This is a genomic window from Mesorhizobium sp. M7A.F.Ca.US.010.02.1.1, from assembly GCF_004023085.1.
In the GTDB taxonomy this organism is placed as follows: Bacteria; Pseudomonadota; Alphaproteobacteria; order Rhizobiales; family Rhizobiaceae; genus Mesorhizobium.
Genome location: NZ_RZRV01000009.1, coordinates 206,980 through 233,660 on the forward strand (window position 1 = coordinate 206,980; position 26,681 = coordinate 233,660).

General features: G+C 62.9%; 29 protein-coding genes. 19 read left to right on the forward strand and 10 right to left on the reverse strand.

Translation table 11 applies throughout. The features are described 5' to 3' along the window. Positions 1-3 precede the first annotated feature (3 nt). The gene (locus EOA19_RS12860) at positions 4-798 is read right to left on the reverse strand and encodes a glycosyltransferase family 2 protein (protein ID WP_128303810.1); all 795 of its coding nucleotides are present in this window, start codon (positions 796-798) and stop codon (positions 4-6) included. 251 nt (positions 799-1,049) lie between these two features. Continuing rightward, positions 1,050-1,529: an Lrp/AsnC family transcriptional regulator gene (locus tag EOA19_RS12865; protein ID WP_023809735.1), complete on the reverse strand. Its 480-nt coding sequence runs from the start codon at positions 1,527-1,529 to the stop codon at positions 1,050-1,052. Between the two features lie 247 nt (positions 1,530-1,776). Here EOA19_RS12865 and trxB point away from each other — a divergent pair, with 247 nt between their 5' ends. Together trxB and EOA19_RS12875 are read left to right on the forward strand one after the other, a co-directional pair. Beyond that, positions 1,777-2,751, forward strand: coding sequence for a thioredoxin-disulfide reductase (gene trxB / locus EOA19_RS12870; RefSeq protein WP_128303811.1), 975 nt, complete (start codon positions 1,777-1,779; stop codon positions 2,749-2,751). A 79-nt stretch (positions 2,752-2,830) separates the two neighbouring features. Further along, positions 2,831-3,727 carry a LysR family transcriptional regulator gene (locus EOA19_RS12875; protein WP_023809733.1) on the forward strand — a complete coding sequence of 299 codons (897 nt, stop codon included), beginning with the start codon at positions 2,831-2,833 and terminating at the stop codon, positions 3,725-3,727. A gap of 177 nt (positions 3,728-3,904) precedes the next feature. Here the strand turns inward: EOA19_RS12875 and EOA19_RS12880 are convergent, their stop codons facing one another. Beyond that, on the reverse strand, positions 3,905-4,402 hold the full coding sequence (locus EOA19_RS12880; protein WP_023809732.1) for an isoprenylcysteine carboxylmethyltransferase family protein: 498 nt from the start codon (positions 4,400-4,402) through the stop codon (positions 3,905-3,907). Positions 4,403-5,120: 718 nt separating this feature from the next. Beyond that, positions 5,121-7,172, reverse strand: coding sequence for an elongation factor G (locus tag EOA19_RS12885; protein ID WP_128303812.1), 2,052 nt, complete (start codon positions 7,170-7,172; stop codon positions 5,121-5,123). 290 nt (positions 7,173-7,462) lie between these two features. On the opposite strand from EOA19_RS12885, the gene EOA19_RS12890 reads away from it, so the two are divergent. Both EOA19_RS12890 and EOA19_RS12895 read left to right on the forward strand, forming a co-directional pair. Next, entirely contained in the window at positions 7,463-7,858 is a 396-nt protein-coding gene (locus EOA19_RS12890; RefSeq protein ID WP_128303813.1) for a cupin domain-containing protein, read from the forward strand. Between the two features lie 181 nt (positions 7,859-8,039). After that, entirely contained in the window at positions 8,040-9,557 is a 1,518-nt protein-coding gene (locus tag EOA19_RS12895) for an MFS transporter (RefSeq protein ID WP_128303814.1), read from the forward strand. Positions 9,558-9,647: 90 nt separating this feature from the next. On the opposite strand, the gene EOA19_RS12900 is transcribed toward EOA19_RS12895, so the two are convergent. After that, positions 9,648-10,850 carry a pyridoxal phosphate-dependent aminotransferase gene (locus EOA19_RS12900; protein WP_128303815.1) on the reverse strand — a complete coding sequence of 401 codons (1,203 nt, stop codon included), beginning with the start codon at positions 10,848-10,850 and terminating at the stop codon, positions 9,648-9,650. 206 nt (positions 10,851-11,056) lie between these two features. On the opposite strand from EOA19_RS12900, the gene EOA19_RS12905 reads away from it, so the two are divergent. The 3 genes from EOA19_RS12905 to EOA19_RS12915 all read left to right on the forward strand — a co-directional run bounded on the left by EOA19_RS12905 (position 11,057) and on the right by EOA19_RS12915 (position 13,539). Further along, the gene (locus tag EOA19_RS12905; protein WP_128303816.1) at positions 11,057-11,947 is read left to right on the forward strand and encodes an EAL domain-containing protein; all 891 of its coding nucleotides are present in this window, start codon (positions 11,057-11,059) and stop codon (positions 11,945-11,947) included. Then, positions 11,944-12,792, forward strand: a complete 849-nt coding sequence (locus EOA19_RS12910; protein WP_128303817.1) for an EAL domain-containing protein — start codon at positions 11,944-11,946, stop codon at positions 12,790-12,792. Before EOA19_RS12905 ends, EOA19_RS12910 begins: the two co-directional genes overlap by 4 nt. Before the next feature lie 138 nt (positions 12,793-12,930). Next, positions 12,931-13,539 (forward strand): glutathione S-transferase family protein, encoded by a 609-nt coding sequence (locus EOA19_RS12915; protein WP_128303818.1) that lies wholly within the window; start codon positions 12,931-12,933, stop codon positions 13,537-13,539. A gap of 236 nt (positions 13,540-13,775) precedes the next feature. Here the strand turns inward: EOA19_RS12915 and EOA19_RS12920 are convergent, their stop codons facing one another. Further along, entirely contained in the window at positions 13,776-13,988 is a 213-nt protein-coding gene (locus EOA19_RS12920) for a cold-shock protein (protein WP_010910991.1), read from the reverse strand. A 276-nt stretch (positions 13,989-14,264) separates the two neighbouring features. Here EOA19_RS12920 and EOA19_RS12925 point away from each other — a divergent pair, with 276 nt between their 5' ends. Continuing rightward, the gene (locus tag EOA19_RS12925; protein ID WP_023809723.1) at positions 14,265-14,594 is read left to right on the forward strand and encodes a hypothetical protein; all 330 of its coding nucleotides are present in this window, start codon (positions 14,265-14,267) and stop codon (positions 14,592-14,594) included. Positions 14,595-14,620: 26 nt separating this feature from the next. On the opposite strand, the gene EOA19_RS12930 is transcribed toward EOA19_RS12925, so the two are convergent. After that, positions 14,621-15,511, reverse strand: coding sequence for a LysR family transcriptional regulator (locus EOA19_RS12930; RefSeq protein ID WP_164892914.1), 891 nt, complete (start codon positions 15,509-15,511; stop codon positions 14,621-14,623). 156 nt (positions 15,512-15,667) lie between these two features. Between EOA19_RS12930 and EOA19_RS12935 the strand changes: the two genes are divergently transcribed. Continuing rightward, positions 15,668-16,570, forward strand: coding sequence for an MBL fold metallo-hydrolase (locus EOA19_RS12935; protein ID WP_023809722.1), 903 nt, complete (start codon positions 15,668-15,670; stop codon positions 16,568-16,570). Position 16,571: 1 nt separating this feature from the next. Further along, on the forward strand, positions 16,572-16,961 hold the full coding sequence (locus tag EOA19_RS12940) for a nuclear transport factor 2 family protein (protein WP_128303820.1): 390 nt from the start codon (positions 16,572-16,574) through the stop codon (positions 16,959-16,961). A 304-nt stretch (positions 16,962-17,265) separates the two neighbouring features. Here the strand turns inward: EOA19_RS12940 and EOA19_RS12950 are convergent, their stop codons facing one another. Further along, positions 17,266-17,835, reverse strand: a complete 570-nt coding sequence (locus EOA19_RS12950; protein WP_023809720.1) for a methylated-DNA--[protein]-cysteine S-methyltransferase — start codon at positions 17,833-17,835, stop codon at positions 17,266-17,268. Positions 17,836-18,016: 181 nt separating this feature from the next. Between EOA19_RS12950 and EOA19_RS12955 the strand changes: the two genes are divergently transcribed. The 5 genes from EOA19_RS12955 to EOA19_RS12975 all read left to right on the forward strand — a co-directional run bounded on the left by EOA19_RS12955 (position 18,017) and on the right by EOA19_RS12975 (position 22,776). Beyond that, positions 18,017-18,922: a lytic transglycosylase domain-containing protein gene (locus tag EOA19_RS12955; RefSeq protein WP_023809719.1), complete on the forward strand. Its 906-nt coding sequence runs from the start codon at positions 18,017-18,019 to the stop codon at positions 18,920-18,922. A 5-nt stretch (positions 18,923-18,927) separates the two neighbouring features. Next, complete coding sequence (locus tag EOA19_RS12960; protein ID WP_128303821.1) at positions 18,928-19,416, forward strand: GNAT family N-acetyltransferase; 489 nt, start codon at positions 18,928-18,930, stop codon at positions 19,414-19,416. A gap of 250 nt (positions 19,417-19,666) precedes the next feature. Further along, a complete protein-coding gene (locus EOA19_RS12965) occupies positions 19,667-20,935 on the forward strand; it encodes an ABC transporter substrate-binding protein (protein WP_128303822.1) in 1,269 nt (422 codons plus the stop codon). Between the two features lie 61 nt (positions 20,936-20,996). Beyond that, positions 20,997-21,950, forward strand: coding sequence for a sugar ABC transporter permease (locus EOA19_RS12970; protein ID WP_245486149.1), 954 nt, complete (start codon positions 20,997-20,999; stop codon positions 21,948-21,950). 1 nt (position 21,951) lies between these two features. Further along, on the forward strand, positions 21,952-22,776 hold the full coding sequence (locus EOA19_RS12975; protein WP_128303824.1) for a carbohydrate ABC transporter permease: 825 nt from the start codon (positions 21,952-21,954) through the stop codon (positions 22,774-22,776). Positions 22,777-22,789: 13 nt separating this feature from the next. On the opposite strand, the gene EOA19_RS12980 is transcribed toward EOA19_RS12975, so the two are convergent. Further along, complete coding sequence (locus EOA19_RS12980) at positions 22,790-23,125, reverse strand: hypothetical protein (RefSeq protein WP_023809714.1); 336 nt, start codon at positions 23,123-23,125, stop codon at positions 22,790-22,792. Positions 23,126-23,270: 145 nt separating this feature from the next. On the opposite strand from EOA19_RS12980, the gene EOA19_RS12985 reads away from it, so the two are divergent. Then, positions 23,271-24,014 carry a DUF899 family protein gene (locus EOA19_RS12985; RefSeq protein ID WP_164892915.1) on the forward strand — a complete coding sequence of 248 codons (744 nt, stop codon included), beginning with the start codon at positions 23,271-23,273 and terminating at the stop codon, positions 24,012-24,014. Positions 24,015-24,223: 209 nt separating this feature from the next. Further along, complete coding sequence (locus EOA19_RS12990) at positions 24,224-24,778, forward strand: DUF4142 domain-containing protein (RefSeq protein ID WP_128303826.1); 555 nt, start codon at positions 24,224-24,226, stop codon at positions 24,776-24,778. Between the two features lie 286 nt (positions 24,779-25,064). Here the strand turns inward: EOA19_RS12990 and EOA19_RS12995 are convergent, their stop codons facing one another. Further along, positions 25,065-25,385, reverse strand: coding sequence for a DUF1476 domain-containing protein (locus tag EOA19_RS12995; protein ID WP_128303827.1), 321 nt, complete (start codon positions 25,383-25,385; stop codon positions 25,065-25,067). A gap of 218 nt (positions 25,386-25,603) precedes the next feature. Here EOA19_RS12995 and EOA19_RS13000 point away from each other — a divergent pair, with 218 nt between their 5' ends. After that, positions 25,604-25,987 carry a DUF6152 family protein gene (locus tag EOA19_RS13000; protein ID WP_128303828.1) on the forward strand — a complete coding sequence of 128 codons (384 nt, stop codon included), beginning with the start codon at positions 25,604-25,606 and terminating at the stop codon, positions 25,985-25,987. After that, positions 25,988-26,449 carry a hypothetical protein gene (locus EOA19_RS13005; protein ID WP_128303829.1) on the forward strand — a complete coding sequence of 154 codons (462 nt, stop codon included), beginning with the start codon at positions 25,988-25,990 and terminating at the stop codon, positions 26,447-26,449. Positions 26,450-26,681: the final 232 nt, after the last annotated feature.

Consider the following 26,681-nt stretch of genomic DNA (forward strand, 5'->3'; position numbering starts at 1 on the left):
GGCTTACATCCGATCTTTGTCTCGCCAGGCTTCATAAAGCTTGGCCTCTGTCGCGAACGAATACAGCATCACCAGCATCGAATAGACGAACCCGTGCCGGCCGCACAGGAAGTAGCGTTTGGCCAGGTAGAACTTCAGGAAGTTGCCGAGAGGCGACAGCACCAGTCTTATCAGGCCGGGCTTCTTGGCTCGTTCGACAAGCGTGGCAACCTTGAGGCTGGAGTAGGTGTTGGCTCTTGCCAGATCCTCGGCAATGGTCATTTCGCGGCGATGCAGCAGCACGCCATTTTCTATCGTGCCGGTTTCGCCTGGCACCTCGAACGACTCATGGACCCGCAGATTAAGGTCCATCGTGGCCTTGTCGCGGCGGAAAAGACGCAGCAGCCTGTTGTGAAGCACCCAGCGGTGCGCATAGCCATAGCCCTTCAGCTTGTCGCGGCGTCTGATGTACCATCCGTCGAAGGCGTCATTCCCAAGCTGGGTCACATTCATGATTGACTGCCTGAGCACGTCGTCGATGGCCTCGTCGGCTTCAATCGAAAGGCACCATGGTTGCGTGGCCTGATCGAGCGCGAATTGCCGCTGACGAGGAAAGCCCGGCCAATCGTTGTGAAACAGCCTTATCGGGTAGCCTTTGGCGATGTACCCATTGACGACGTCCAGAGTGCTGTCCGTCGAGCCCGAATCGACGACGATGATCTCGGCGCAGAAATCGACGCTTTCCAGGCACTCGCCGATCATTTCGGCCTCGTTCATGCAGATGACCAGCGCCGAAACCGGGCTAGAAAATCGAGTCATCGTCCCACCCCACGGCACACTGTTCTCGGAATTGGGCTGCCCTGCGCCACCTGTTTACGCAATCCCGAAAGCGCTATGCGCTTTTCCCGGGAAAACCGTTACATACTTTTTCTGGAATTGCTCTAGGAAACCAACAAGACGGCTACGGCAGAAATTCCGGCTTCACAGGAGAGCTATCGAACGCCAAAGCGGCGCTGATATGGCGAGGCGTTCAAGCCGCATCGGCGAAAGCCCGCTGCGGTTCAACCGGCTCAAGGCTGTGCGAACGAGACCAGCCCTTCGTCCTTGACCCGGCGGATGGTGAGCGCTGTTCGCACCGTGTCGACATTCGGGGTCGAGGTCAGTTCCTCGATGACGAAGGTCTGGAAGGCGCCAAGGTCGCTCGCCACGCAATGCAGCAGGAAATCGGATTCGCCCGACACCATCCAGGCGTCGCGTACGATCGGCCAGCCGCGGGTGCGCTCGGCAAAGATGCGCAGCTCGGCATCGGCCTGATGATGCAGGCCGACCAGGCAGAAGGCAACGACATCGAGGCCGAGCGCTGGCGCATTGAGCAAGGCACGGTAGCCACGGATGATGCCGGCTTCCTCCAGGCGCTTGACGCGGCGCAGGCATGGCGGCGCCGAAATGCCGACGCGGTTCGACAGTTCGACATTGGTCATGCGGCCGTCGCCCTGCAATTCGCGCAGGATCTTCCAGTCGATGGCGTCGAGGTCGGCCTTGAGCGGCATGGGGGTTCTCGATCATCAGGGGCAATACGCAAGAATCTTGCGTGATTTTGTAATTAAACGACTTCGCTGTCCATTCCTCCTTCGCCCGGAATATTTCACGGGATCAGCGGGCGACAGGTGTGACAAAGCTTTCCGGGGACGAACTCCAACTTGCCTTGCTGGCGTCGTGGGCAACACTTACATTACGCGCGACAATGATCGAGTTTTCCATGCCGCAATTGCCGGCAGCCCTCCGCAGAGGCTTTAGATGACCACCAAGCACGCCCCCGTTCTCATCATCGGTTCCGGTCCGGCCGGCTATACGGCGGCGGTCTATGCCGCCCGCGCCATGCTGAAGCCGATGCTGGTCGCCGGCCTGCAGCAGGGCGGGCAGTTGATGATCACCACCGATGTCGAGAACTATCCCGGCTTCGCCGACCCGATCCAGGGTCCGTGGCTGATGGAGCAGATGCTGAAACAGGCCGAGCATGTCGGCACCGACATCATCAACGACATCATCACCGAGGTCGACCTCAACGTGCGACCGTTCCGTGCCAAGGGCGATTCCGGCACCACCTATACCGCCGACGCGCTGATCATCGCCACCGGTGCGCAAGCGAAATGGCTGGGCATCCCGACCGAGCAGGACTTCATGGGTTTTGGAGTCTCGGCCTGCGCCACCTGCGATGGTTTCTTCTACAGGGGCAAGGATGTCGCGGTGATCGGTGGCGGCAATTCCGCGGTGGAAGAGGCGCTCTATCTGTCCAATCTCGCCAAGAGCGTGACGGTCATCCACAGGCGAAGCGATTTTCGCGCTGAACGTATCCTGCGCGAGCGGCTTCTGAAGAAGGACAATGTCCGCATCATCTGGGACACGATCGTCGATGAGATCACCGGTCGACCCGGCAAGACGCCGCTGCCGCCCTCGGTCGAGGGGCTGAAGCTCAAGCATGCGGTGACCGGCGAGGTGTCGCACCTCAAGGTCGACGGCGTGTTCGTGGCCATCGGCCATGCGCCGGCGGTTGAACTGTTCGCCGGCAAGCTCAAGCAGAAGCCGAACGGCTATCTGTGGACGGCGCCGGATTCGACCCGCACCGATGTGCCGGGCGTGTTCGCGGCCGGCGATGTGACCGACGATATCTACCGCCAGGCGGTGACGGCAGCGGGGCTCGGCTGCATGGCCGCGCTCGAGGCGGAGAAGTATCTGGCCGGCATCGAAGTGCATCGCGAAGCGGCCGAGTAGAGAGTTCAGAGAGCGGCTTAGAAACGCCGTGTAAAAGCCTGATTTTTCATTCAGACGCCAAAACAGAACGAGGGGAATCATGGCGTTGGACTGGGACAAGCTACGCGTGTTTCACGCTGCGGCGGAGGCGGGGTCGTTTACCCATGCGGCCGAGACATTGCATCTGTCGCAATCGGCGATCTCGCGGCAGGTCAGCGCGCTCGAGCATGATGTCGGCGTGCCGCTGTTCAACCGCCACGCCCGCGGGCTGGTGCTGACCGAGCAGGGTGAGATGCTGTTTCGCACGGCGCATGACGTGCTGATGAAGCTGGAGACCATCAAGTCCCGGCTGACCGAGACCAAGGATCGCCCGTCGGGCGTGCTGCGGGTGACGACGACGGTGGGGCTGGGCGCCGGCTGGCTGACCGAGCGGGTACAGGAATTCATCGAACTCTATCCCGAAATCAGCCTGCAGCTGATCCTCGCCAACGAGGAACTCGATCTCACCATGCGCCAGGCCGATTGCGCCATCCGGCTGCGCCAGCCGCAGCAGCCGGACCTGATCCAGCGCCGCCTGTTCACCGTGCATTTCCACCTCTACGCGGCCCCATCCTATGTCGCCAAGCATGGCAAGCCGTCTTCCGTCGCCGAGCTGAAGGCCCATCGCATCGTCACCTTCGGCGTGCCGGTGCCGTCGCATCTGTCGGAGCTGAACTGGCTGGAAACGGTCGGTGATTTCGAAGGCGGACAAAGGGTGCCGACGCTGCAGATCAACGACATATTGTCGATCAAGCGTGCGGTGCAGGGCGGTGCCGGCATCGCCATGCTGCCCGACTATGTGATCAGCAAGGACTCCGATCTGGTGCAGCTGCTGCCGGAGACCGAGGTGCCGTCTTTCGACACCTATTTCGCCTATCCCGACGCGATGAAGAACCAGGCCAAGCTGCATGTGTTCCGGGACTTCATCATCGCCAAGGCCCGAAGCTGGTCCTTCTGAGGGCATGCCGATATTCAAGTGAGGCCGGCCCGCGAATGGCCGCTTCCTGCGCTTCCCCGTCTACCGCATCGCGGTAGAACTGTGCTCACGTACTTAAGTACGCTCCGCTCCGGTTCTCGGCAGCCACCATTCTCGACTCGGCCTGACCTGAATCTCAACGCGCCCTGCGATGGTGGCTCAACCACGCCAGGGCGACAGTCGAGGCAGCCAGCCCGGGACGTTGCGGCGGTAGGTGTCGTATTCGGCGCCGTAGCGGTGAGCCAAGGTCGGCTCCTCGTAGAACCGCACGAAAGAGCCCATGACGATCGCGCCGATGACTGCATAGGCGACAAGCGCCCAGCTCGAGAACAGCAGCGCCTGGCCGAGGATGATCGACAGCACGGCGACATACATCGGGTTGCGGACATGGCGGTAGATGCCACCGATCACCAGCCTCTCGGTCGGGGCGACCGGTGCGGGTGTGCCCAGGCCCTCAAGCGCAAAACGGCCGAAGGCATGCAGGAGTGCCGCGACCGCGGCGACGATCAGAAGCCCGCCGACAGGGACAAAGCCCGGCAGACCAGACCACGGCAAGCCCCAGCGATCGGTCAACAGCCAAGGCACCAGCCCGGCAACCACGCAGGGCGCCGCGATGAAGAAGGCCGCACTGCCCGCGATCGCCGAAAACGTCCGCATTGGCTGCTTCCTCCCCGATTGCCTTAGAAATGCACGCCTGCTGCCCGCTTCCACATCATTGCCCAGTTTTGGCATTTCGAGCCGACAGCCAGCCGAGATTGGCGATTCTGTAGTTGCAATTGCCCGATTCAGCGCTCCATTTCGACGATTTTGCTGGTCCTATTGGCTTCTGGAATGGGTTAGACCACAGCCTGCGTCTTTTTGCATGTGTGTGTTGCAAAATAGATGCTTGTTTCTTGGGCATGATGAGCACATATATAGATCATCTCCTGGGCGCGTTCTCCTCCCATTAGCGCCCTCGAGTGTTCCCCTCTGGAGGTTAGCCTTAACAGGCACTCCAATCAAACTCAGCCGGATCTTCATTGATCCGGCTTTTTTGTTGCCTGTGCCCTGCTGGGCCGGCCAAAAATTCCATCACAATTGCCACGTAACGGTGACATGTAACCTCTGGTAACATATCCCGGACGCTCGCGACCTGCTATGTAGATCATAGGACGCGGTGTGGTTCGACGGGAGATGGGGGCATCACTCGTACGGCCCGGGCTCAGGCGGCTACCGCGTCCGAACCGTTTTTCCGCCGAACACGGCGGTACCAAATGCGGCGGACCTGACGTTTTACCTCCCAAGGAAACGGTCCGCGAACAAAACGACGTCCGGCCCCGCCGGACGTCGTTTTCTCTTGTTCCCCTGAATCAGGTTCGAGAGGAACGCCACGCCATCAGGCAGCCTTGCCGTTGGTGTTCATCGCCTCGTCGGCCAGACGGCCGGTGAGTTCGGCCATGTGGTCGAAGACGGCACGATAGCTGGCAACGCCCGCGGTCGCGGAGCGCAACTCGATGATCAGGTCGCCGATCTCGGCTTGCGGCATGGTTGCCTCGACGACATCCCATCCCGGCCAGTCGGGCCGCGCGTCGTAGCCGAGGATCTGACCGCGCCGCTGCGGGATGAGAGCGATGATCTTCGAGGTGGCGTCGGAGGGGGTGACGATCTCGACCTTCATCACGGGCTCCAGGAGCACCGGCAAGCACGCGGCCATGCCTTCCTTCATCGCCAGCCTGGCCGCCATCTGGAAGGCCATGTCGGAGGAATCGACCGCATGATAGGAGCCGTCCGACAGGTTGACTGCGACATCCACGACCGGAAAGCCCAGCGGCCCGAATTTCAGATAATCGCGCACCCCGGTCTCGACCGACTGGATGTAGGTCTTGGGCACGACGCCGCCGGTAATTGTATCGGTGAACTGGAAGCCGGAACCGCGCGGCAGCGGCTTGATCTCGATCACCACGTCGCCGAACTGGCCATGGCCGCCGGACTGTTTCTTGTGACGGCCGCGCTGCTGCGCCGATTTGCGGATCGTCTCGCGATAGGGCACCGCCGGCGGATGGCCTTCGACCGGTATCTGGTTCTTGCCTTCCAGCCGCTCGCGCACCACGCGCAGATGCATCTCGCCATGGCCCGACAGCACGGTTTCGGCCGAGTCCTGATTGTGGCGCAGGCTGAGCGAGGGGTCCTCCTCGGCCAGCCGCTGGATGGCAGCCGACATCTTCACTTCGTCCTTGCGCTCCTTGGGGCGGAGCGCGAAGGCGAAGACCGGCTGCGGCGGCTCGAACTGGACGAGCGGCTTGGTGCCGCCCTTGGCCGAGCTCAGCGTCTGGCCGGTCTTGACCTCGTCCAGCTTGCCCAGTGCCACCGTGTCGCCGGCCTTGGCGATGGAGAGCTTGGACTGGTCCTTGCCGAGCATCCGGTAGATGCCGGAAACCTTGGCGGTGTCGCCGCCGGGCAGCCAGAGTTCGGAACCGTCGACGACCTGACCGGAGAGGATGCGCGACACCGACAGCTTGCCGCCATGCGAGGTGTGGATGGTCTTCATCACCTGGACCAAGGTGGCCGCGCCGTCGGGTGCGCCGAGCCGCTTGCGGGTCGCCTCGATGTCGGGCGCGTCGTGGCGGATCGCCTTCAAGAGGCGCAGCACGCCGTTGCCTTTCTCGGCGGTGCCGATCAGCACCGGCGTCACCGCGCCGTCGCGCAGATCGGCGGCAAGGTCGTCGAAGACGGCGTCCTTGGGCGGCTCGATCTCTTCGAGCAGCTGTTCCATCAACTGGTCGTCATGGTCGGCCAGCGTCTCCAGCATGGAGAAGCGTGCCTCCAATTCGCGTGCCTTGTCGTCGCCGGGAATCTGCGCCACCTCGCTTTCGGCATATTCGCGATAGATGTAGGCGCGCTCCAGCGCCAGGTCGATCGAACCAATGACGACGCCGTCCTTGCGCAGCGGAATCTGGCGCAGCAGCAACGGCACGGCACTGGCCGGCTGCAGCATCTTCAGCGTGTCGCGCACACCGATGATTGCCTTGTCGACCTTGTTGAGGAACAGAATGCGCGGCACGCCGAGATCGTCGAGCTTGCGCATGATCAGTTGCAGGGCAGGGATCTTCTTTTCGTCGGCCTCGGCTACGACCACCGCGAGGTCGCAGGCGGCCAGCACCGGCTCGGCCTCGAAGGAGAATTCGATGGAACCGGGACAGTCGACGAAGGTGATCTGCTCGCCCATGAACTCGGTCGTGGCGACCGTCGCCTCGACGCTCATGGCGTGGGCACGCGCCTCGGGCGAATGATCTGAAACGGTGTTACCTGATGAAACGGGATTTTGTCGGGGAATTGAGCCCGTACGGGCCAATATGGCTTCGAGAAGTGTCGTCTTACCGCTTGCGAAGGGACCGACTATGGCAATGCATTTCGGTCCCGTGCGTCGTCCTCCGGCGCGAGTACCCATGACTGACCTCCACTCAGGCGTTTCCCGTAGGACCGACTGGCATGTATGGTTCTGAGCGGCGGCCGGCCTGTTCGACCGTCGCGGGCGGGTTCTTTTCAAGTGCCACCTGCCCAAAGCCATCGTCCCACTTGTTTGCCGGCAGGGCAAGAAAAATAGAAACCCTTTGCTCGGCCGTGGACCGTGCGGATCATATGCTGGGCTGGCAGCCGGAAGCTGTTGCACGTCGACCGATATCGGCCGAAACTGAAAACAGGCGATCCGTCGCCCGCTGTTTGAAGGACCATCGACCCATGAAGATCATTGCCTGCGGCAGCGTGCCGACCGTCATCGCACCGGAAAAATACTTTACCGGCCGGGTGCTGCAGACGCCGATCATCGAGAAAGAGGCGCCGGCGCGGCTGCGGGCCACGCTGGTCAGCTTCGAACCGGGCGCGCGCACCCACTGGCATACGCATCCGCTTGGCCAGACGCTTTACGTGACGGTGGGCGCCGGGCTTGCCCAGACGTGGGGCGGCCCGGTCCAGGAGATCAGGGCCGGCGACGTCATCTCGTTCGCGCCTGGCGAAAAACACTGGCATGGCGCGGCGCCGAAATCGGCGATGACGCATATCGCGATGCAGGAGGCGCTCGACGATGTCCATGTCGATTGGCTGGAGGGGGTGACATCGGAACAATATGGCGGCTGAATGCTCAGTCCGCAGGAAGCCGGCTTCTCTTCCAGCCGTACATTTTTAGAAGAGGGCGACTCGCGGCGAGTCCCGTATCGTGGCGCAGGCCATGCTCAATCGCCGGATCGACAGCGCCATGCCGCCCGTTCAACTGACCGTCGGTCAGTGATGATTGCGAAACTCACGTCCGGACGTAGCCATGTCAAAGCACCGTTTGCCCCTGGTCGCCGCTGTCTATCTTGGTTCGTTCGTGGCTCTGCTCGACGTCAGCATCGTCAATGTCGCGCTGCCGACCATCCAGCAGGCGCTGCGGACCGATTTCGGCGGCCTGCAATGGGTGGTCGACGCCTACACGCTGTGCCTGTCCGCCTTCATGCTGTCGTCGGGCCTGATCGGCGACCGCTACGGCCGCAAGCGCTCGTGGCTGGCCGGCGTCGGCATCTTCGTGGCCGGCTCGCTGATCTGCGCCGTCGCGCCCAATCTGCCGGTGCTGCTGGCCGGCCGGGTCGTACAGGGCATCGCCGGCTCGCTGCTCATTCCGGGCGCGCTGTCGATCCTGACGCAGGCCTTTCCCGATGCGCGCCAGCGCGCCGGCGTCATTGGCGGCTGGGCGTCGTTCGCCGCCATCTCCCTGCTCGTTGGTCCCGTCCTCGGTGGCATCCTGGTCGAGACCGTCGGCTGGCAAAGCATCTTCCTGATCAACCTGCCGCTTGGCTTGATCACGATCGCGCTCGGTGCTGCTTCGATCAACGAGACGGCGCATCCCGAACATGCCCATCTCGATCTCGTCGGCCTGGCTCTCAGCATCCTGTGGCTGGGGGCGCTGACCTTTGGCCTGATCTCGGCCGGCGAGAATGGCTGGGGCGAGCCAAGGACGGTCGCGGCGCTCATCGCCGGCGTCGTCGGCCTGGCTGCTTTCCTCGGCTTCGAGGCGCGCACGGCACGGCCGATGCTGCCGCTTGGCCTGTTCCGTGACGTTCGCTTCGCCGTCGCCAATGTCGCTTCGTTCGCGCTCGGCTTCACCTCCTATTCCAGCGTCTTCTTCTTCTCGATGTTCCTGCAGCAGGTGCAGGGCTGGTCGCCGACGCAGACCGGCCTGCGCATGGCGCCGGCCTTCATCGTTCAGATCGTGGTGTCGCCATGGATCGGCAGGCTGAGCGCGCGCTATGGTCACTCCGCGCTGATGACCATCGGCTATGTTGCTATCGGCCTGTCCATGCTCGGCATGTGCTGGGCCGGTCCTTCGACGCCCTATGCGATGCTGTGCCTTCTGTTCGCCATTGGCGGCCTCGGCAATGCGCTTGCAATCCCGACCGGCAGCGCTGCCGCCATGTCCTATGCGCCGCGCGAACGCTCGGGCATGGTGTCGGCGGTCATCAATGCCACCCGCCAGAGCGGTCTTGCCATCGGCATCGCCTTGCTCGGCGCCTTGATGAGCATGCGGGCGACCAACCTTTTGACCGGGTATCTCGGCGACGCCGGTGTCGCCGACGCGGAAGCGGTGGCTCGTGCTGCAATTTCGCGGCATGATTTCGCAACCGATGCGGCGATGGGCGAAAGCGGCGTGCATGAACTCTATGCTGCCGCCTATGCCGGCGGCTTCCACGCCGCGATGCTGACGGCAGCGATCGGCGCGTTCCTCACCGCCGCACTGCTGGTTGCCGTGTTGGCGCCGGCCGAGGCGCGCTCTGCCAAAGAGACCAAGCACGAGGCGTGAGGCTGACGACCCATTAAAAACGGCGGTGATGAACTGACCCCCGAAAGTTGGATACAACCTTCGGGGTTTTTCGCGTTCATAGTGCGTCGGTCAGGTCAGCGAAGCCGTAAAACGCTGGATGCGTGTGCAGGCTTCTTCCAGAAGCCTCTCCGAGGTCGCGTAGGAGATGCGGAAGTTGGGCCCAAGGCCGAAGGCCGAGCCGAACACCACCGCGACGCCCTCGGCTTCGAGCAGTTCCGAGCAGAAGGTCTCGTCGGTGTCGATCAGCCTGCCAGCTTTGGTCTTCTTGCCGATCAGCTGGGCGCAGGAGGGATAGACATAGAAGGCGCCTTCCGGCGACGGACAGGTGATGCCGCGTGCCTGGTTGAGCATCGACACGACAAGGTCGCGCCTGCCTTGAAAGATCGCCTTGTTTTTGGCGATGAAATCCTGCGGGCCATTCAGCGCCTCGACGGATGCCCATTGCGCAATGGTGCAGGCGCCCGATGTCTGCTGACCCTGGATCATGTCCATCGCCTTGATCAGTTGAACCGGACCCGCCGCATAACCGATGCGCCAGCCGGTCATTGCATAGGCTTTCGACACGCCGTTCATGGTCAGCGTGCGCTCGTAGAGCTTAGGCTCGACCTCGGCGATGGTTTTGAAGACGAAATCGCCATAGGTCAGGTGCTCGTACATGTCGTCGGTCAGCGTCCAGACATGCGGATGCCTCAACAGCACGTCGGCCAGTGCGCGCAGTTCGGCCTCGGTATAGGCAGCGCCGGACGGGTTCGACGGCGAGTTCATCAGCAGCCATTTGGTCTTCGGCGTGATCGCCTTTTCCAGCACGGAAGCGGTCAGCTTGAAGCCATCGTCGATCGAGGTGTCGGCAAACACGGAGGTGCCGCCGCAGATCGCCACCATCTCGGGGTAGCTGACCCAGTAGGGGCGAGGAATGATGACCTCGTCGCCGGGGTTCAGCGTCGCCATGAAGGCGTTGAACAGGATCTGCTTGCCGCCGGTGCCGACTATGGTCTGCTCGGGCTTGTAGTCGAGATTGTTCTCGCGCTTGAACTTTTTTGCGATCGCCTCGCGCAGCGGCACGATGCCCGAAACCGGCGGATACTTGGTTTCGCCACGGTGGATTGCCTCAATCGCCGCATTCTTGATGTTGTCTGGCGTGTCGAAATCCGGTTCGCCGGCGCCAAGCCCGATAATGTCACGGCCGGCATTTTTCAGCTCGCGCGCTTTCTGCGTCACCGCGATGGTGGCGGAAGGCTTCACGCGGGAAAGGGTGTCGGCAAGAAAGGCCATGAGCTTGACGTCTCCATGGAAGATCGGCGCGGCCAGGAGCGACCGCGGCGCTTCTCATGTCGCATGATTTCGCGCAACGCAAGCATTGTCGGCTGATCCAGGTCTCAAGGAGCCGTGATCGGGACCCGGTCGGCAACAATAAATTCATTAACGAGCGGTAGAGGCTTGAGTGGCAGGATCGCAGACCAATTGCGGAGCGAGGAACCGTGTCGCGCAGCGTCGGGCTTGCCCACATCATCCCTCAGGACGACGGCACCTCCACCGGTGTCTGGGGCATCTACACGCTGCAAAGCGCCTTCCAGCCGATCTTCGCCTTCAAGGAAGGCAAGCTGTCGGTGGTCGCGTTCGAAGGGCTGATCCGACCGTTCCGCGACGGCGAGCCACAATCGCCGATGAATTTCTTCTCGACCTGTCCGGCCGCCGACCGGCTGCATATCGAGGCGCTGACCAGGACGCTGCATCTTCTCAACGCCGGTGCCTGCCTGCCGCGGGAAGCGTCGATCTTCGTCAATTTCGACCCGTCGGTGTTCACCGAACGCACTGTTGCCGACGCTGCCTTGCGCGACATGCGGCTCGTGCTGCACGAGGCCGGCATCGACCCGCGTCGCGTCGTCTGCGAGGTGACCGAGCAGCGGTCGGCGTCGCAGGAAGCCTTGCACGGCTTCGTCGCGGCACTGAGGGCCAACGGTTTTCGCATCGCCGTCGACGATTATGGCGCCGACGATTCCGACATCAATCGGGTCAAGGAGTTGAAGCCGGATATCGTCAAGTTCGATGCCTACTGGATCACGCAGCTGATGGAGTCCGGTGCCGGCTTTGCGTTGCTGACCGCCATGGTGAAGAACTTCGAGGAGCAAGGCATCCATACGGTGTTCGAAGGCATCGAGGAGGGCTGGCAACTGGAGCTCGCCGAGAAATCGGGTGCGTCGATGGTGCAGGGTTTCGTGCTGGCGCGGCCCGAATTGGCGCCGACCAGCTTTGGCGTCTTCGACAAGGCCAGGCAGGCGCCTGTCGCTGCTGCCGTCGACACGGTTCCTGCCGTGGCAACGCCTTCGGCGCGGCCGGTCAAGGCCTTCGGGCGCCGTGTGGCGACATGAGAGATGATCGGCGGCGCAATGTCGGCGATGCGATCCAGGTCGACGAAGTCGGCATCGAATACGGCATATATGGCGAGTTCCGGCTGCGCAGCGCCTACCAGCCGATTTTCGCGCCGCGCGGCCGGTTCCTTCACGCGGTCGCGGCCGAAGCCCTGATCGAGCCGCACCGTGCCGGCCGCCCCGGCGCGCCGAAGGTATTCTTTGAAAGCGTTGCCGTCTCGGACCGGCTGTTTGTGGAAACCATGTGCCGGGCGCTGCATCTCAGGAATTTCCGCAACATCGGCGTCGACGGCCTCGACCTGTTCTTCAACTACAACCCGTTGATCAACGACCATGCCGGGCGGGCACTGGCCGAAATTCGCCTGATGACCAGGCATCTCGGCGAGTTCGGCCTGGCGTCGGCCATGCTGGTCTGCGAAATCACCGAACAGGCGGCCGACGATGCGCTTCTCACGCGGCTGGTGCGCGAAATGCGGCGCGACGGCATGCGCATCGCCATCGACGATTTCGGCACCGGGCACTCGACCGAGGAGCGGGTGAGCCTGCTCAAGCCCGACATCGTCAAGATCGACGGCACCTGGTTCGCGGAGTTCTGCCGCCACGCTGCCGCCGAACGGTTCTTCCGCCCGCTGGTTTCCAGCCTGCATGACCGCGGCGCCAAGGTGCTGGTCGAAGGCATCGAGCAGCCCACCCATCTGCGCGTCGCGCTCGAAGGCGGCGTCGACCTGCTGCAGGGTTTTCTCCTCGCCCGTCCCGCGCTTGCCGGCACGGTATTCGAGGAAAAGCCGCTGGTCATCGATGCGCTGCTGGGCCGGGACAGCAAGGTCGTGCCCCTCTTTGGCTAGGGCATGCCGACAATTGGTGCCGTGAGCGTCCTTGGACGCTTTGCATCAGCGGCGCTGATCGTCGTACCAAAACAAATCATTGGTTGAGGCCGCCGCCGCTGCGATAATCGCGCGGAGACAGTGCTCCGGAGAACAGCCATGATACTCTACGGCATGATCGACAGCGGCAATTGCTACAAGCCGCGCCTGCTGATGGCCAAGCTTGGCCTTGCCTTTACCAATGTCGGAGTGAGTTCGCACACAGGCGACACACGCAAAGCCGATTTTGTCGCCAAGAACCCGAACGCCATGGTGCCGCTGCTCGAGTTCGACGATGGCCGGCGGCTGGCCGAATCCAACGCCATCCTGCTCTATCTCGCCGAAGGCACACGCTTCCTGCCGGCGGACAGGTATGAGCGTGGGCTCGCCTATCAATGGCTGTTCTTCGAACAATACAGCCACGAGCCCTACATTGCCGTGCGCAAGGCGCTGCTGACCTTCCCCGAACGTGCCGGGGATGCGACCCCGGAGCGGCTGGCGGTGACGCTGGAGCGCGGCAACAAGGCGCTCGGCGTGATGAACAGGCATCTGGAAAACAATGCTTTCTTTTCCGGCAGCACGCTCAGCGTCGCCGACATCGCGCTGTATGCCTATACGCATACGGCGGAGCAGGGTGGTTTCCAGCTCGACGCCTATCCGGCGGTGGCGGCCTGGCTTGGCCGGGTAGAGGCCGATCCGGGGCATGTGCCGATCGATTGGGTGGAGTAAGTAACGCCGGTGGTCGTATCGCCTGCGGCGCCGATCTCCAGACAGCAAAAAGGCGGGATAAATCCCGCCTTCCATGCTTGGTAGCCTGATCGGGAGCGTCGGGTCCGGGCTGACAGCTATCTGCTGATCCAGCTTGTCGGGTCTTTCCGCTCCAGCGCGCTTCTCGCGCGACTGTCAGTACATCCGTGACTTGCCGCGCGCCCCGAGCTCTCGCCCGGCGCGCGCACTTCGCAAAATCAGGCTGCCTTGCTCAGAGATCCCGCGGACGACTTGCCAGTGCGGCGGTCCTGCTCGATCTCGAAGTTGATCTTCTGGCCTTCGACCAGGGTCGACAGTCCAGCACGCTCGACAGCGGAGATATGGACGAAAACGTCCGCGCCGCCCGCGTCAGGCTGAATGAAGCCGAAGCCCTTGGTGGCGTTGAACCACTTGACCGTTCCTGTTGCCATTTTAGATAGTCCTTCAACATTTGCTTTAGATTGACCGGACCGAAGTCCAGCCGGTGTGCATCGAGATTTTGGAGATAGACGTCAGCAAACGCGAAGATCGCGAGGCCCGGATCGATCGGCCGAAATATCAATGGAAGGCATATAGGCTGGTTTCGCATAAAATACAAGACTGCGTGAGAAAGCCGTGATCGAGCGCTGCCCAACGGCTGCCCCAATCTGCTGAAAACGTTGCGGCAGATCACGCTGTTCTCGAGCGGCGGATCAGGGGAGACGACCATGAAAATCATTCTGCTTGCCGCCTGCCTCACGCTTGTCGCCGCTCAGGCGCAGGCGATCTCGCGCTACGACCCGACGCGTATGAGCTGCGGCAAGGTTCAGGGGACGATCGCCCGGCAAGGGGCCGTCATCCTGCGCTATCAGTCGAAGCGGGTGCCTGGGCTGCCGCTCTACGACCGCTATGTACAGAGCCAGCGATTCTGCAGCATGGGCGAGGTGAGGACACGGGCCTACGTGCCGAGCGCCGACACAAAGTCCTGCCCGGTCTACAACTGTAAGCGGCCGGACAATGACCGGCATTTCCGCCGGCGGTTCTTCCACAACAACTAGCGCTTATCGACCGGCAGCCATTGCTCTCAATCCCGGATGTGTTCTGTGAGCATGGACACAAATTGCGTCACCTTTTGCGGGCGAAAGCGCGCTGCCGGATAGACCACGTGAATGCCGCCGGAGGGCAGCACCCAGTCGGGGAGCACGTGGACGAGGCGGCCTTGCGATAGGTGGTCGACGACCAGATAGTCCGGCAGAACTGCCAGTCCGCCCCCGGCGAGCGTCGCTTCCAGCACAGCCGGCGTCGAGTTGATGGAGAATGCCTCGCGCAGGGTGATGGTGCGCGGCTCGAAACCGCCTCGGGTGAAGTTCCAGGTGAACGGCTTGCGAAGCACGGCATTGGCAACGAGCGGTAAGGAAGAAAGGTCTTCTGGCTTGTCTACTCTGATCCCGGCGGCGAAATCCCGCGACGCGACCAGGATTTGCCGGAAGGTGCCGATGCGGCGCGCCTGCTGGCTGGAGTCCTCCAGCCAGCCGACCCGGATGGACAGGTCTATCTTGTTGTCGATCAAGTCAATTATGGCATCGGAAATGAGCAGTTCGACGCCGCAGGCAGGAAATTTCTGGCGAAAGCGGGCGGCGATCGGGGCCAGCACGATCGCGCCATAATCATTGGACGCGGAAACACGCAGCACACCGGCCACCTCGGCGTTGGCCTCGCCAACCTCGGCGATCGCTTCTTCGACATCCCGCAGGATCAGAACGCAGCGTGCATGCAGAAGACGGCCTGCTTCCGTCGGCTCGACCCTTCGCGTCGTGCGCACGAGAAGCGTGGTTCGCAGCTCAGCCTCAAGGCGCGCGACCTGTTGGCTGACAACTGTTTTCGTGATGCCGAGCCGCTCGGCCGCGCGGGTGAAGGAACCCGCGTCGACCACCGTGGCAAAATAGGCGAGGCGATTGAGGTTTATCGATTCCACCACGAAGGCTCATTGTAAGCTTTCAACATACAGTTTGTATTATTATAGCCAATTTATTGATTAATCCAAAGAGCCTACCGTGCCGTTCCACCGTCCGTCCTGCGGCCGGCGGGTGCGCAGCCGCATCCGATCCCTTTCATTCAACGGAGATATTCCATGTTCACGAGGAGACAGATCATGAAGACCTCATTGGCCCTCGGCGCAACCGCCGCTTTCGCTCCCATCGACAGCGGCCGAGCCGCCGGCGCCAAGCTTGGCTGGAAACACTTCCCGGCGGGTCCAAACGGCTTCTTCCGTGCGCCGGTGCTGCTGTCGGGGCCGAGCGAAGCCCTGTTGATCGATGGCGGCTTCACCTATCCGGACGGCAAAGCGCTCGCCGATGCCATCAAGGCCAGCGGCAAGAAGCTGACCACCATCTACGTCACTCAGTCCGATCCCGATTACTACTTCGGCCTGAAGCCGGTGCGGGACGCCTTCCCGGAGGCGAAAGTGATCGCCGCCTCCGCCACGCTGGAAGCCATCAAGGGCAATGTGGAGAAGAAGCTCGCCGTCTGGGGTCCGCAATTGAAGGAAAATGGCCCGCAGGCGCTGTCCGACATCGTCTTCCCCGAGGCATTCGACGGCGCAACGCTGACCGTCGATGGCGAGACTGTCGAGATCGTCAATGCGGAAGAAGGATTGGCCAACCGCCGCTATCTGTTCGTGCCGTCGCTCAATGCCGTTTTCGGCGGAGTGATGATCTTCTCGGGCGTTCATGTCTGGACCGCCGACACGCAGACCAGGGAGAGCCGCGCCGCTTGGATCAAGACGCTGGACGCGATTGCCGCCCGCAAGCCCGCTGTCGTGGTGCCTGGCCACATGGCCCCCGATGCCGCGATCGGTCCTTCGGCGGTGGAGTTCACCAAGTCCTATCTCATCACCTTCGAGGAAGAACTGGGCAAGGCGGCAGACAGCGCCGCGTTGAAGGCGGCCATGGAGGCCCGCTTCCCCGGCCTCGGTATGGGCGTCGCCCTCGATGTCGGATCCAAGGTCGCCAAGGGCGAGATGAAGTGGGGCTGAGATGGCGACGAACCTCGATTTGATCCGTAGAACCTACGAGGGAACTTCCGAGGAGAACGGCCGCAATCTGCTGGCCGTTCTTTCCGCCGACATCGAATGGACCGAGGCGGAAGGGTTTCCCTATGCCGGCACCTATATCGGCGTCGAGGCCCTGATGCAGGGTGTTTTCAAGCGGCTCGGCTCGGAGTGGACCGGATACCACGCCGCCGTGCACAGTTTCATTGCCGATGGCGACCGGGTGGCGGCCTTCGGCGTGTATTCCGGTACATACAAGGCGACGGGAAAATCCATGACGGCCCCCTTCGCTCATCTCTACGAACTGCGGGACGGCAAGATCATCCGCATGCGGCAGTATGTCGATACGGTCCTCGTCGCGCGCGCACTGACCTGACACCGACGCAACCAGGGAGACATCCATGCTGCAACTTAAACCCGACGATGACGGACGGTCGCGACTCGGTCAGGCAGCTTCTGGAAAAGATGGGAGTTGCCCATTGGCCGAAACAGGCGGTCGACTTCAAGCGGGTGATCGCCCAAGGCGATCTTGTCATGCCCCAGGTCGTTCAGCCGAAAACGGCTGACACGCCAGAGACGGTCATCGTGGATATTTTCCGCGTTGGAAGCCGGTGCCCGCCAACCCGGTCAACAGGCGATCGATGTACTGATCCCGGCTTACTGCCAGCACCGGCCGCCGTTCAAAACCCGAACGACACCTGCGCCGGTGGCAGCGGGCCGACGCGCACGCCTTCCATGGCCAGCATCTTCTCCTTGGTGATCGATCCGCCGGGCGCCGAGAAGCCGCCGATCTTGCCGCCGGCGGCAAGGATGCGATGGCAAGGGATGACCAGCGGCACCGGATTGGCGCCAAGGGCGGCCCCGGTTTCGCGGGCGAGCCCGGCATGGCCGGCGGTTTTGGCCAGCTCACCATAGGTGGTGGTTTCGCCGAAGGAGAGTTTTCGCGCCGCGTCGTAAATGGCGAGGCGGAAATCGTCGACGCCGTCGAGATCGACCGGCACGGCGGAGAAATCGATGTCCTCGCCCGCCGCATAGGCCTTGATCGCTGCGATCAGCTCGACCACCCATGGCGGCTGCGCCGTGGAGGTGGAAACGCCGCCATGGCGCAGCAGGCGCCGCTCCACCGCTTCGCGGCTGCGTTCGGGCAGGCAGAGCCGGATCAGGCCCTTTTCGCTCCAGGCAATGCCCATGAAACCGATCACTGTTTCTAACACTGCGTGGCCGGCCGTGATCGAAGCTGTCGTGACCATGATGCGCTCCTTCCCGCAAAGTGGCGAAATCCGGGATTCGTCCCAGTACATATCCGGAACAATATGGCACCACCGCCTGCGTCTCGCCACCCGAAAACCACCTGATCGCCCCGATTGCCCGGCCTGAATCGCTGGTGTAAGGGATTTCTTAACAACCCGACAAACCGGACCCGAGCGCGGCTTGCCAGCAAAACTCAACCTTATCGCGATCGGCGTGATCCTGGCCGCCGCCGGCATCAGCGGCTGCACGTCGACCTCGCAGATGAAGTCCGCGCCTGCTCTCACCGAAACAGCGACCGTCGCCGGCACTGACGCCGGCTTCACCGTGCCTCTGCCGGAGACGGTTTCGGTGCTGCCGGAATCATCGGGAATCGCCCCCGCTCAGACGGCCGAACTGCCGCTCGATCCCGCCGCACAGCCGGCTGCCGCGACCGCCGCTTTTGCCGGATCGACACCGGCGGCACCAGCCGTGCCCGCGGTGATGACCGCCAATGCCTGGCAGGCGCCGCCGCCGGCAAAGGCGAGCGAGCCGGTCAAGGCGGCCGAGACCTATACGACCGCGGGGCTCGTCATACCGGCAACCGCCAAGGGCGATCGCATGCCGGGCGTCCAGCAGGTCGCCTATGTCGTGCCGCAGAACCCGGCGGCCCTGGTCCAGTTCCCGGCAGGGCCCGTGCAAGAAGAACACGCGACGGGCGTGCGTGGCGATGTCGAGCGGCTGATCGAGAAATATGCGGCGATCTATCAGGTGCCGGTGGATCTGGTGCGCCATGTCGTCAACCGCGAGAGCACCTTCAACCCAAAAGCCTACAACAACGGCCATTGGGGACTGATGCAGATCAAACACGCGACGGCGCGCGGCATGGGCTATGACGGGCCGGCCAAGGGCCTGTTCGACGCCGATACCAATCTGAAATACGCGGTGAAATATCTGCGCGGCGCCTGGCTGGTGGCCGGCGGCAACGCCAAGAAGGCCGACTGGCTCTATCAAACCGGCTATTATTACGACGCCAAGCGCAAGGGCCTGCTCGAGGCGACCGGCCTTGGCCGCGACCGCCAGCGCCGCCGCCTGCAGCCCGACGCCTGAGCGCAATGCCTGAACCGCGCCCGCCGGCTCTGAATGACATCCGGCTGTGCAAAATCCTCGACGAGACGCTGGTTCCGCCGCACTGGCCGGAGGGTTTTGTCATGCGCAGCTTCGAGCCCGGTGACGCGCCCGCCCTGCATGCGCTTTTGACTGAAGTGTTCGATGACGACGCCGATGGTCCGTTCGACGAGTGGTGGCCGCGTATCGCGGACGATCCCGAATTCGACCCGGCGCTGTGCTTCCTCGTCATCGACGTCAAGGGCCGGCTGGCGGCGGCGGCGTTGTGCTGGACCCGCGGCTTCGTCAAGGACCTCGCCGTTCATCCCGAGGCGCGCGGCAGGGGTGTTGCCGAAGCGCTGATGTGGCACGTCTTCGCCGTTTTTCGCGAACGCGGCGCCGATCATGTCGACCTCAAGACCAACACGGTCGAGAATCCCGCCGCCGTCCGGCTCTATGAGCGGCTGGGGATGATGCCTGTCGCCTGGGAAGGCTAGGTGTGCGGATATTCAGATGATGCCGGCCTGCAAGCGACGGTTCCCTGCGCTTCCGGCCTTCGCCGGCCGAAGCACCCATAGTTGCCTGACCTGAATCTCAACACACCCTGATGCATGTCGCCCAAGCAGGAACGGCATGATTTGGGAACCCAAAAGCGCCGCTTCGCATTTAATGGGAGGTGAGGGCCTGACAAGCTGCCGGCGCGTGGGAGGATTTTCCGTCACCGGCTGCGGAGGGACATCCACCACCATGACGTTTTCTCACGCATTCCTTGCGGTCGGCATCGCTGCCATGCTCGCCGGCACGCCAGCATGGGCCGTCGATCTGTCGATCGTGTCGGGCGATACCGGCGATGGCATCAAGGTGCTGCGCGAGATCCTCGACCGTTACGAGAAAGACAGCGGCAACAAGGTCGGCATCGTCGTCATGCCGGCGTCCGGGACCGACCAGTTCGGCCAGTACCGGCTTTGGCTTGCCGCCGGAAACAGCGACATCGACGTCTACCAGACGGATGTGATCTGGGCGCCGCAACTCGCCAGCCAGCTCGTGGATTTGACCGCAGCGACCAAGGATATCGTGGCTGAGCATTTCCCGTCGATCATCCAGTCGCAGACCGTCGACGGCAAGCTCGTCGCCTTGCCGATCTTTACCGATGCGCCGGCGCTCTACTACCGCAAGAATCTCCTCGACAAATATGGCGCCAAGGTGCCGGCCACCTGGAAGGAACTGGCCGACACCGCCAAGCTGGTCATGGACAAGGAGCGTGCGGCTGGCAATCGGGATATCTGGGGCTTCGTCTTCCAGGGCAACGCCTATGAGGGGCTGACCTGCGACGCGCTCGAATGGGTGATGTCGAATGGCGGCGGCCAGATTATCGAGTCGGACGGCACCATCTCCGTCAACAACAGCCAAGCGGCGGCGGTTCTCGACATGGTCAAGGGCTGGGTCGGGACCATCGCGCCGCCCGGCGTGCTCGCCTACCAGGAAGAGGAATCGCGCGGTGTCTGGCAGACAGGCAATGCGGTGTTCATGCGCAACTGGCCCTATGCCTACGCGCTCGGCAACGGCGAGGGCTCGCCGATCAAGGGCAAATTCGACGTGGCGCCGCTGCCGGCCGGCACGGGCGAGGGCGCCCGACCGGTCGCGACCCTGGGCGGCTGGAATCTCGCCGTCTCCAAATATTCGAAGCATCCGGATGCCGCGATCGAGCTGATCAAGTTCATCGCCTCGCCCGCGATGCAGAAATACCGCACGCTGAAGACGTCCAACCTGCCGACCATCCAGGCGCTGTATGACGATGCCGACATCGCCAGGCAACAGCCGATCGTTCCGCGCTGGAAGCGGATCTTTCTCGATGCGGTGCCGCGCCCCTCGGCCGCGATCAGGATCAAATACAACGAGGCGTCGAGCCAGTTCTGGAACGCCGTGCACAACACGCTCTCGGGCGACGGCACCGCCGCCGACAATCTGGCCGACCTCGAAGCGATGCTGACCAAGCTGAAGGGCCGAGGCTGGTGACGCGACGATGCCGGGGCACCCGCCCGGCGGGACCGCAACGAGCGGGAGCGAAATGACAGGAATGGAACCGGAAACAGCCGGGGCCGCGCACTCGCAGTTGACGGCGCAGCGCGTTCGCTCGGCGTGGCTTTTCCTGGCGCCGATGCTTCTGGTCCTCGCCGCGGCGGCCGGCTGGCCGCTTGCCCGCACGGTCTATTTCAGCTTCACCGATGCCTCGCTGGCCGATCTCGATGCGCGCCAATGGATCGGCTTCGGCAATTATTTCTCGGTGCTGCACATGCCGAGCGGCCGGACCCTCTATGACGGGTTGCTCATCGATCCGGTCTGGTGGCGTGCCGTCTGGAACACGGTTCGTTTCACAGTGATTTCGGTGACCTGCGAGACCATCCTCGGCACCATCGTTGCCCTGGTTCTCAACGCGGAATTCGCCGGCCGCGGCATCGTCAGGGCAGCGATCCTGATCCCCTGGGCGATCCCGACGATCGTCTCGGCGAAGATGTGGCAATGGATGCTCAACGACCAGTTCGGCATCATCAATGTCGTGCTGCTCAATCTCGGCCTGATCAGCACCAAGATCGCCTGGACGGCCGACGCCGACACGGCGATGGCGGCCGTCCTTATCGTCGATATCTGGAAGGCGACACCATTCATGACGCTGCTCATCCTGGCCGCGCTGCAGATGCTGCCGAGGGAGATCACCGAGGTCGCCAGGCTCGACGGCGCCAACCCCTGGCAGATCTTCTGGCGGGTGACCTTGCCGCTGATCCGCCCGGCCCTGATGGTGGCCGTGATCTTCCGCGCGCTCGATGCGCTGCGCATCTTCGACCTGATCTATGTGCTGACGCCCAACAATGTGCACACCAAGTCGATGTCGGTGTTCGCCCGCGAAAACCTGTTCGAGTTCGACAAGTTCGCCTATGGCTCTGCCGCCTCGACCTTGCTTTTCCTGATCCTCGCTCTGCTCACCATCGTCACCATCCGGATCGGCCGGATAAGCCTGGACGGAGGCCGCTGACATGTGGATCGTGAAGCGCACGGCCTTTTACCTGCTGGTCGCGGTCATCGTCTTCGTCGCGGTGTTCCCGTTCTACTACGCCATCGTCACCAGCCTGAAATCGGGGACCGATCTGTTTCGGGCCGATCTGTGGCCGACAACGATCAGCCTTGCCAACTACCGGAATGTGCTGACCGAGGGCAGCTTCGTGCGCAACTTGCTGAACTCGCTGTTCGTCTCCGGCGCGGTGGTTGCGCTTTCGCTGTTGCTCGGCGTCACATCAGCCTATGCGCTGGCGCGCATTCGCTTTCGCGGTCGCTCGGCCCTGCTGTTCATCATCCTGTCGGTGTCGATGTTCCCGCAGGTGGCGCTGCTGGCTGGGCTGTTCGAACTGGTCCGCCTGTTCGGCCTCTACAATTCGCTGTTCGCGCTGATCTTCTCCTACATGATCTTCACCTTGCCGTTCACCGTCTGGGTGCTCACCACCTTCGTCCGCGACCTGCCGGTCGAGGTCGAGGAGGCGGCGATCCTAGACGGCGCGACGCCGTGGATCATCATCACGCGGGTCTTCCTGCCGCTGATGTGGCCGGCGCTGGCGACCACCGGCCTGCTGGCTTTCATCGGCGCGTGGAACGAGTTCCTGTTTGCCCTGACCTTCACCTCCAACAACGCACAGCGGACCGTGCCGGTAGCGATCGCGCTGCTCTCCGGCAACTCGCAGTTCGAGATCCCTTGGGGCAACATCATGGCGGCCTCGGTGATCGTCACGGTGCCGCTGGTGGTGCTGGTGCTGATCTTCCAGCGCAAGATCGTCTCCGGCCTCACCGCCGGCGGGGTCAAGGGGTGAGGGGGCGAAACGCTCAGATGTCCGGTGCGTTGCCGATCTTCTTCTTGAGCTCCAGCGCCCAGGCGCGGCCTTCGTCGCCGCCCCACAGCAGCCAGGCAATGTAACCGGCCGAAGGGTTTTGCTCATTGCCGTAGTTCCTGCCGCGCTTGTCGATCTCGTGGCGGGCGAAATAGCTGACCATGCGGCGGATGGTGGAGGGCGCGAGCTTTTCCCGGTTCTTCAGCTCGGTGGCGCGGGCGACGCCGATCTCGGTGCCGCCGCGGCCGAATTCTCCGCGCAGCCTGAGGCCCTTGGCGGCATTGTCGGCCACCACTTGCGGGCAGCGCAGATCGATCTCGTCGTCGTGCATATTGTTCCCCGGATCACGCTGCCCGAACAGGTATTACGACATCTCACCATGCGCAATAAATGTCGGGACCGATCGCCGCCAAACGTCCTTGGGTCGCAGAGCAACCGCGCCGGGACGCCGGCGCCGCGACTTGAAGGAGCCGATCATGATCACCTTTCCCAACGAATCCGCGAAATACCGCACCGCCCGCGAAAAACTGCTGCGCAAGGAAATCGAGCTGCGCCGCGTCATGGAAGAGGTCGCCGAGGCCCGGCGCGCGCTGCCGCCGGGCGGGCTGATCCGCCAGGACTATGAATTCGACGCACTGGATGCCCAGGGCAAGCCCGCAAAGACAAGACTGTCGGAGCTGTTCGCGCCGGGCAAGGACTCGCTCATCCTTTACAACATGATGTTCCCGCGCCACCCGCAGGAGAAGCGCGATGTGGCGACCAGCGGCGGCACGGCGAAGCTTGCCCGACCGGACCAGCCATGTCCGTCCTGCACGGCATTGCTCGATCAGTTCGACGGCGCCGTCGGGCATCTCCAGGCCGCTGGCTTCAATTTCGCGGTGGTGGGCAAGACCGCGCTCGAAAACCTGGTCACGCTCGGCCGCGACCGGGGCTGGCGCAACATGCGGCTGGTGTCTTCGGCTTCCAACAGCTTCAAGCGCGACTACAATGCGGAGGCGGCCGACGGCGCACAGATCCCGCTGCTGTCGGTGTTCCACCGCGACGGCGACGGCATACGCCATTTCTGGAGCTCGGAACTGGATTTCGCACCGACGGAGCCGGGCCAGGACCCACGCGGCCTTGGCACCTGCGAAACGCTGTGGAACCTGATGGATTTCACGCCTGAAGGCCGCCCGAACTGGAACGAGCAGTTGCAATATGGCGAGGCGTGTTGCCACTGAAAGGCAGCTCTGGTCAGCCGCCGCGTTTCAGTTTTCGGAACATGAGTCCCATGGCTGGCTCGAACGAGGGCATCGGCGAGGGTTCGAGCCCGGCACGGATCGGTGGGGCGATTGAGGCGACATGCGCAGGCTTCTTCCTCATGAGCTGCAACCGGAGTGCCCAAGCGACGTTGGGTTGTCCGAGGGACAATTCCAACCGGAGACATGCCATGAAAACGCTTACCATCCTGACCGCAGCAGCATTGCTTGCCGGCGCGCCGGCCTTTGCCCAGTCGAACACGACCGCCACGACCACGCCGCTCGCCACGACGACGAAGGTCGACACTTCGACCTTCATCAAGACGGTGCCGAGCGCCAATGAGTTCGAGATCGAGTCCAGCAAGCTCGCCGAGCAGAAGGCGACCGACGCCGACGTCAAGGCGTTCGCCAAACAGATGATCTCCGATCACACCAAGGCCGGCGAGGAATTCAAGGCGGCGCTTGCCCAGGGCCAGACAACCTCGGCCACAGCGCCGTCCGGTCCGGCCCTGCAGCCAAAGGAGCAGAAGATGCTCGATGAGCTGAAGAGCGCCAGCGGCGATCAGTTCCAGGCGAAATACATCGAAATGCAGACCAACGCGCACAAGGAAGCCGTCGCGCTGTTCAGCGGCTATGCGCAATCCGGCGACGACCCTGCGATGAAGGAATTCGCCAAGAAGACGCTGCCGACGCTGCAGATGCACGAAAAACACGTGAAGGAACTGGCGGCCGCGCATCAGGGTTAGGCGGCGGTTTAAGGTCTGTCCTCTACGGCGCCCCCCCTCTGTCCTGCCGGATGTTCGTTATTTGGAAAGCCAAGCAATTGGCTTCCCATCGCTTCGCGGACCACTCCTCAACCCCCACAAGGGGGGAGATTGGCTGTCACCACGGCCTCTGCCAATTTTCCAACGCTGCAAGGAAAAAGCCGGCGCCGAAGCTGCCAATCTCCCCACCTGTGGGGAGATGTCCGGCAGGACAGAGGGCGGCGCCGTAGAGCGCCTGGTTGGCAAACCAAGCACCATTGAGCGCTGCTCAGGTCGACCTGATCTGCTCGACCGCGGTCACCAGCAGGTCTTCCATGGCGGTGCGTATCTGGGCATCCGAGTGGGCGATACCTGCCGCGTCGAAATCAGCGCGGACCTTGCGGAACACATCGTTGTCGCCGGCCTCTTCGAAATCCGCGTGCACGACCTCCTTCGCATAGGCGTCGGCGTCCGCACCGGATTTGCCGAGCTGTTCGGCGGCCCACAGGCCGAGCAGCTTGTTGCGGCGCGCCATGGCCCTGAACTTCGTTTCCTCGTCCATCGCGAACTTCTTCTCGAAGCCTTCCTGACGGTCTCTCATGCTGCTCATGGTTTGCCTCGTTCGATGTGAGTCCGGTCTTCAGCCCAAGGGAAGAGCGGGCAGGGAAGGCGAGAGTGGCGTGCATGGATGTCATTAGCAAGGCCGGATCGTTCACGCCGGTGATTGAGCGGGCGCCTGGCGGTACCGGCGTTTCGCCCGATGTGATTTGACCTTGCCGTGCCGTGTCCTACTCTCGAATGCCTCTGGATGAACCGAGGAGACGAGCGATGCAGTTCAACGGAATTCGCGGCGTCTTGCTGACGGCGGCCGTGATCCTTGCCGCCGGCACCGCGGCCTATGCCCATCATGGCTGGTCGTGGACGCAGGACGGGTTTTTCGAACTCAAGGGCAAGATCACGGCCATCTATATCGGCAATCCGCACGCCACGCTGGATGTCGATGTCGAGGGCGAGGCTTGGCGGGTGGAGATGGCGCCGCCCTCCCGCACCATCGCCGCCGGCTTCACCGAGGAGGTGGCCAAGGTCGGCGACGAGGTGACTGCGATCGGCAATCGCTCGGTCGAGGCGAGCGAAAAGCGCATGAAAGCAGTCCGCGTAGTCGTCGGCGGCAAGACATATGATGTCTATCCCGACCGCGTGCCGCCTGCTTGAATGGCCGAGCTCCTCGCCGGCATCGAGCACCTTGCGTTGGCGCGGTGGCTGAAGGCCTCCTTCGTTGCCTACCCCGTGGTCAATGCGCTCCACATCATGTCGATCGGCGCGCTGCTGACCAGCGTCGTTCTCATGGATCTCAGGATCTGCGGCGCCTTCCGTTCGCTGCCGCAAGCGGCGTTCGTCGCGCTGCTGCGCCGCATTGCTTTGGGTGCGTTCGCGGGCGCGCTCGTCACAGGCTCGCTGCTGTTTTCGGTCAAGGCGAGCACCTATGCGGCGATGCTGATCTTCCTCGCCAAGATGGCACTCATCCTTCTCGCCGGCGTCAACTTTCTCGTCTTCACGCGCTTGCGCCGCGCCACAGGCCGCGGCGAGCCGGCGGGTGGGACTGCTTTGGCCGTGCTTTCGATGCTGCTGTGGACTTCCGTGCTTTTCGCCGGACGGTTCATCGGTTTTCTCTGATTAGAGCGAGCGCCTGCACTGGCGTTCCGCCAGTGCAGGGATAAGCTCCCTGAAGCACCTGGGTTGTCACCTACAGTTTTTTTGCGAAGAGGACCCCCACCCCTAACCCCTCCCCACAAGGGGGAGGGAGACTTCCGTTGGCGCTGACCTAGGCAAATCGTCTGTCTTTCGGCGCCAAAGAAGAATTTAAAGGCACGGGGCAGCGTTCCCTCCCCCTTGTGGGGAGGGTTAG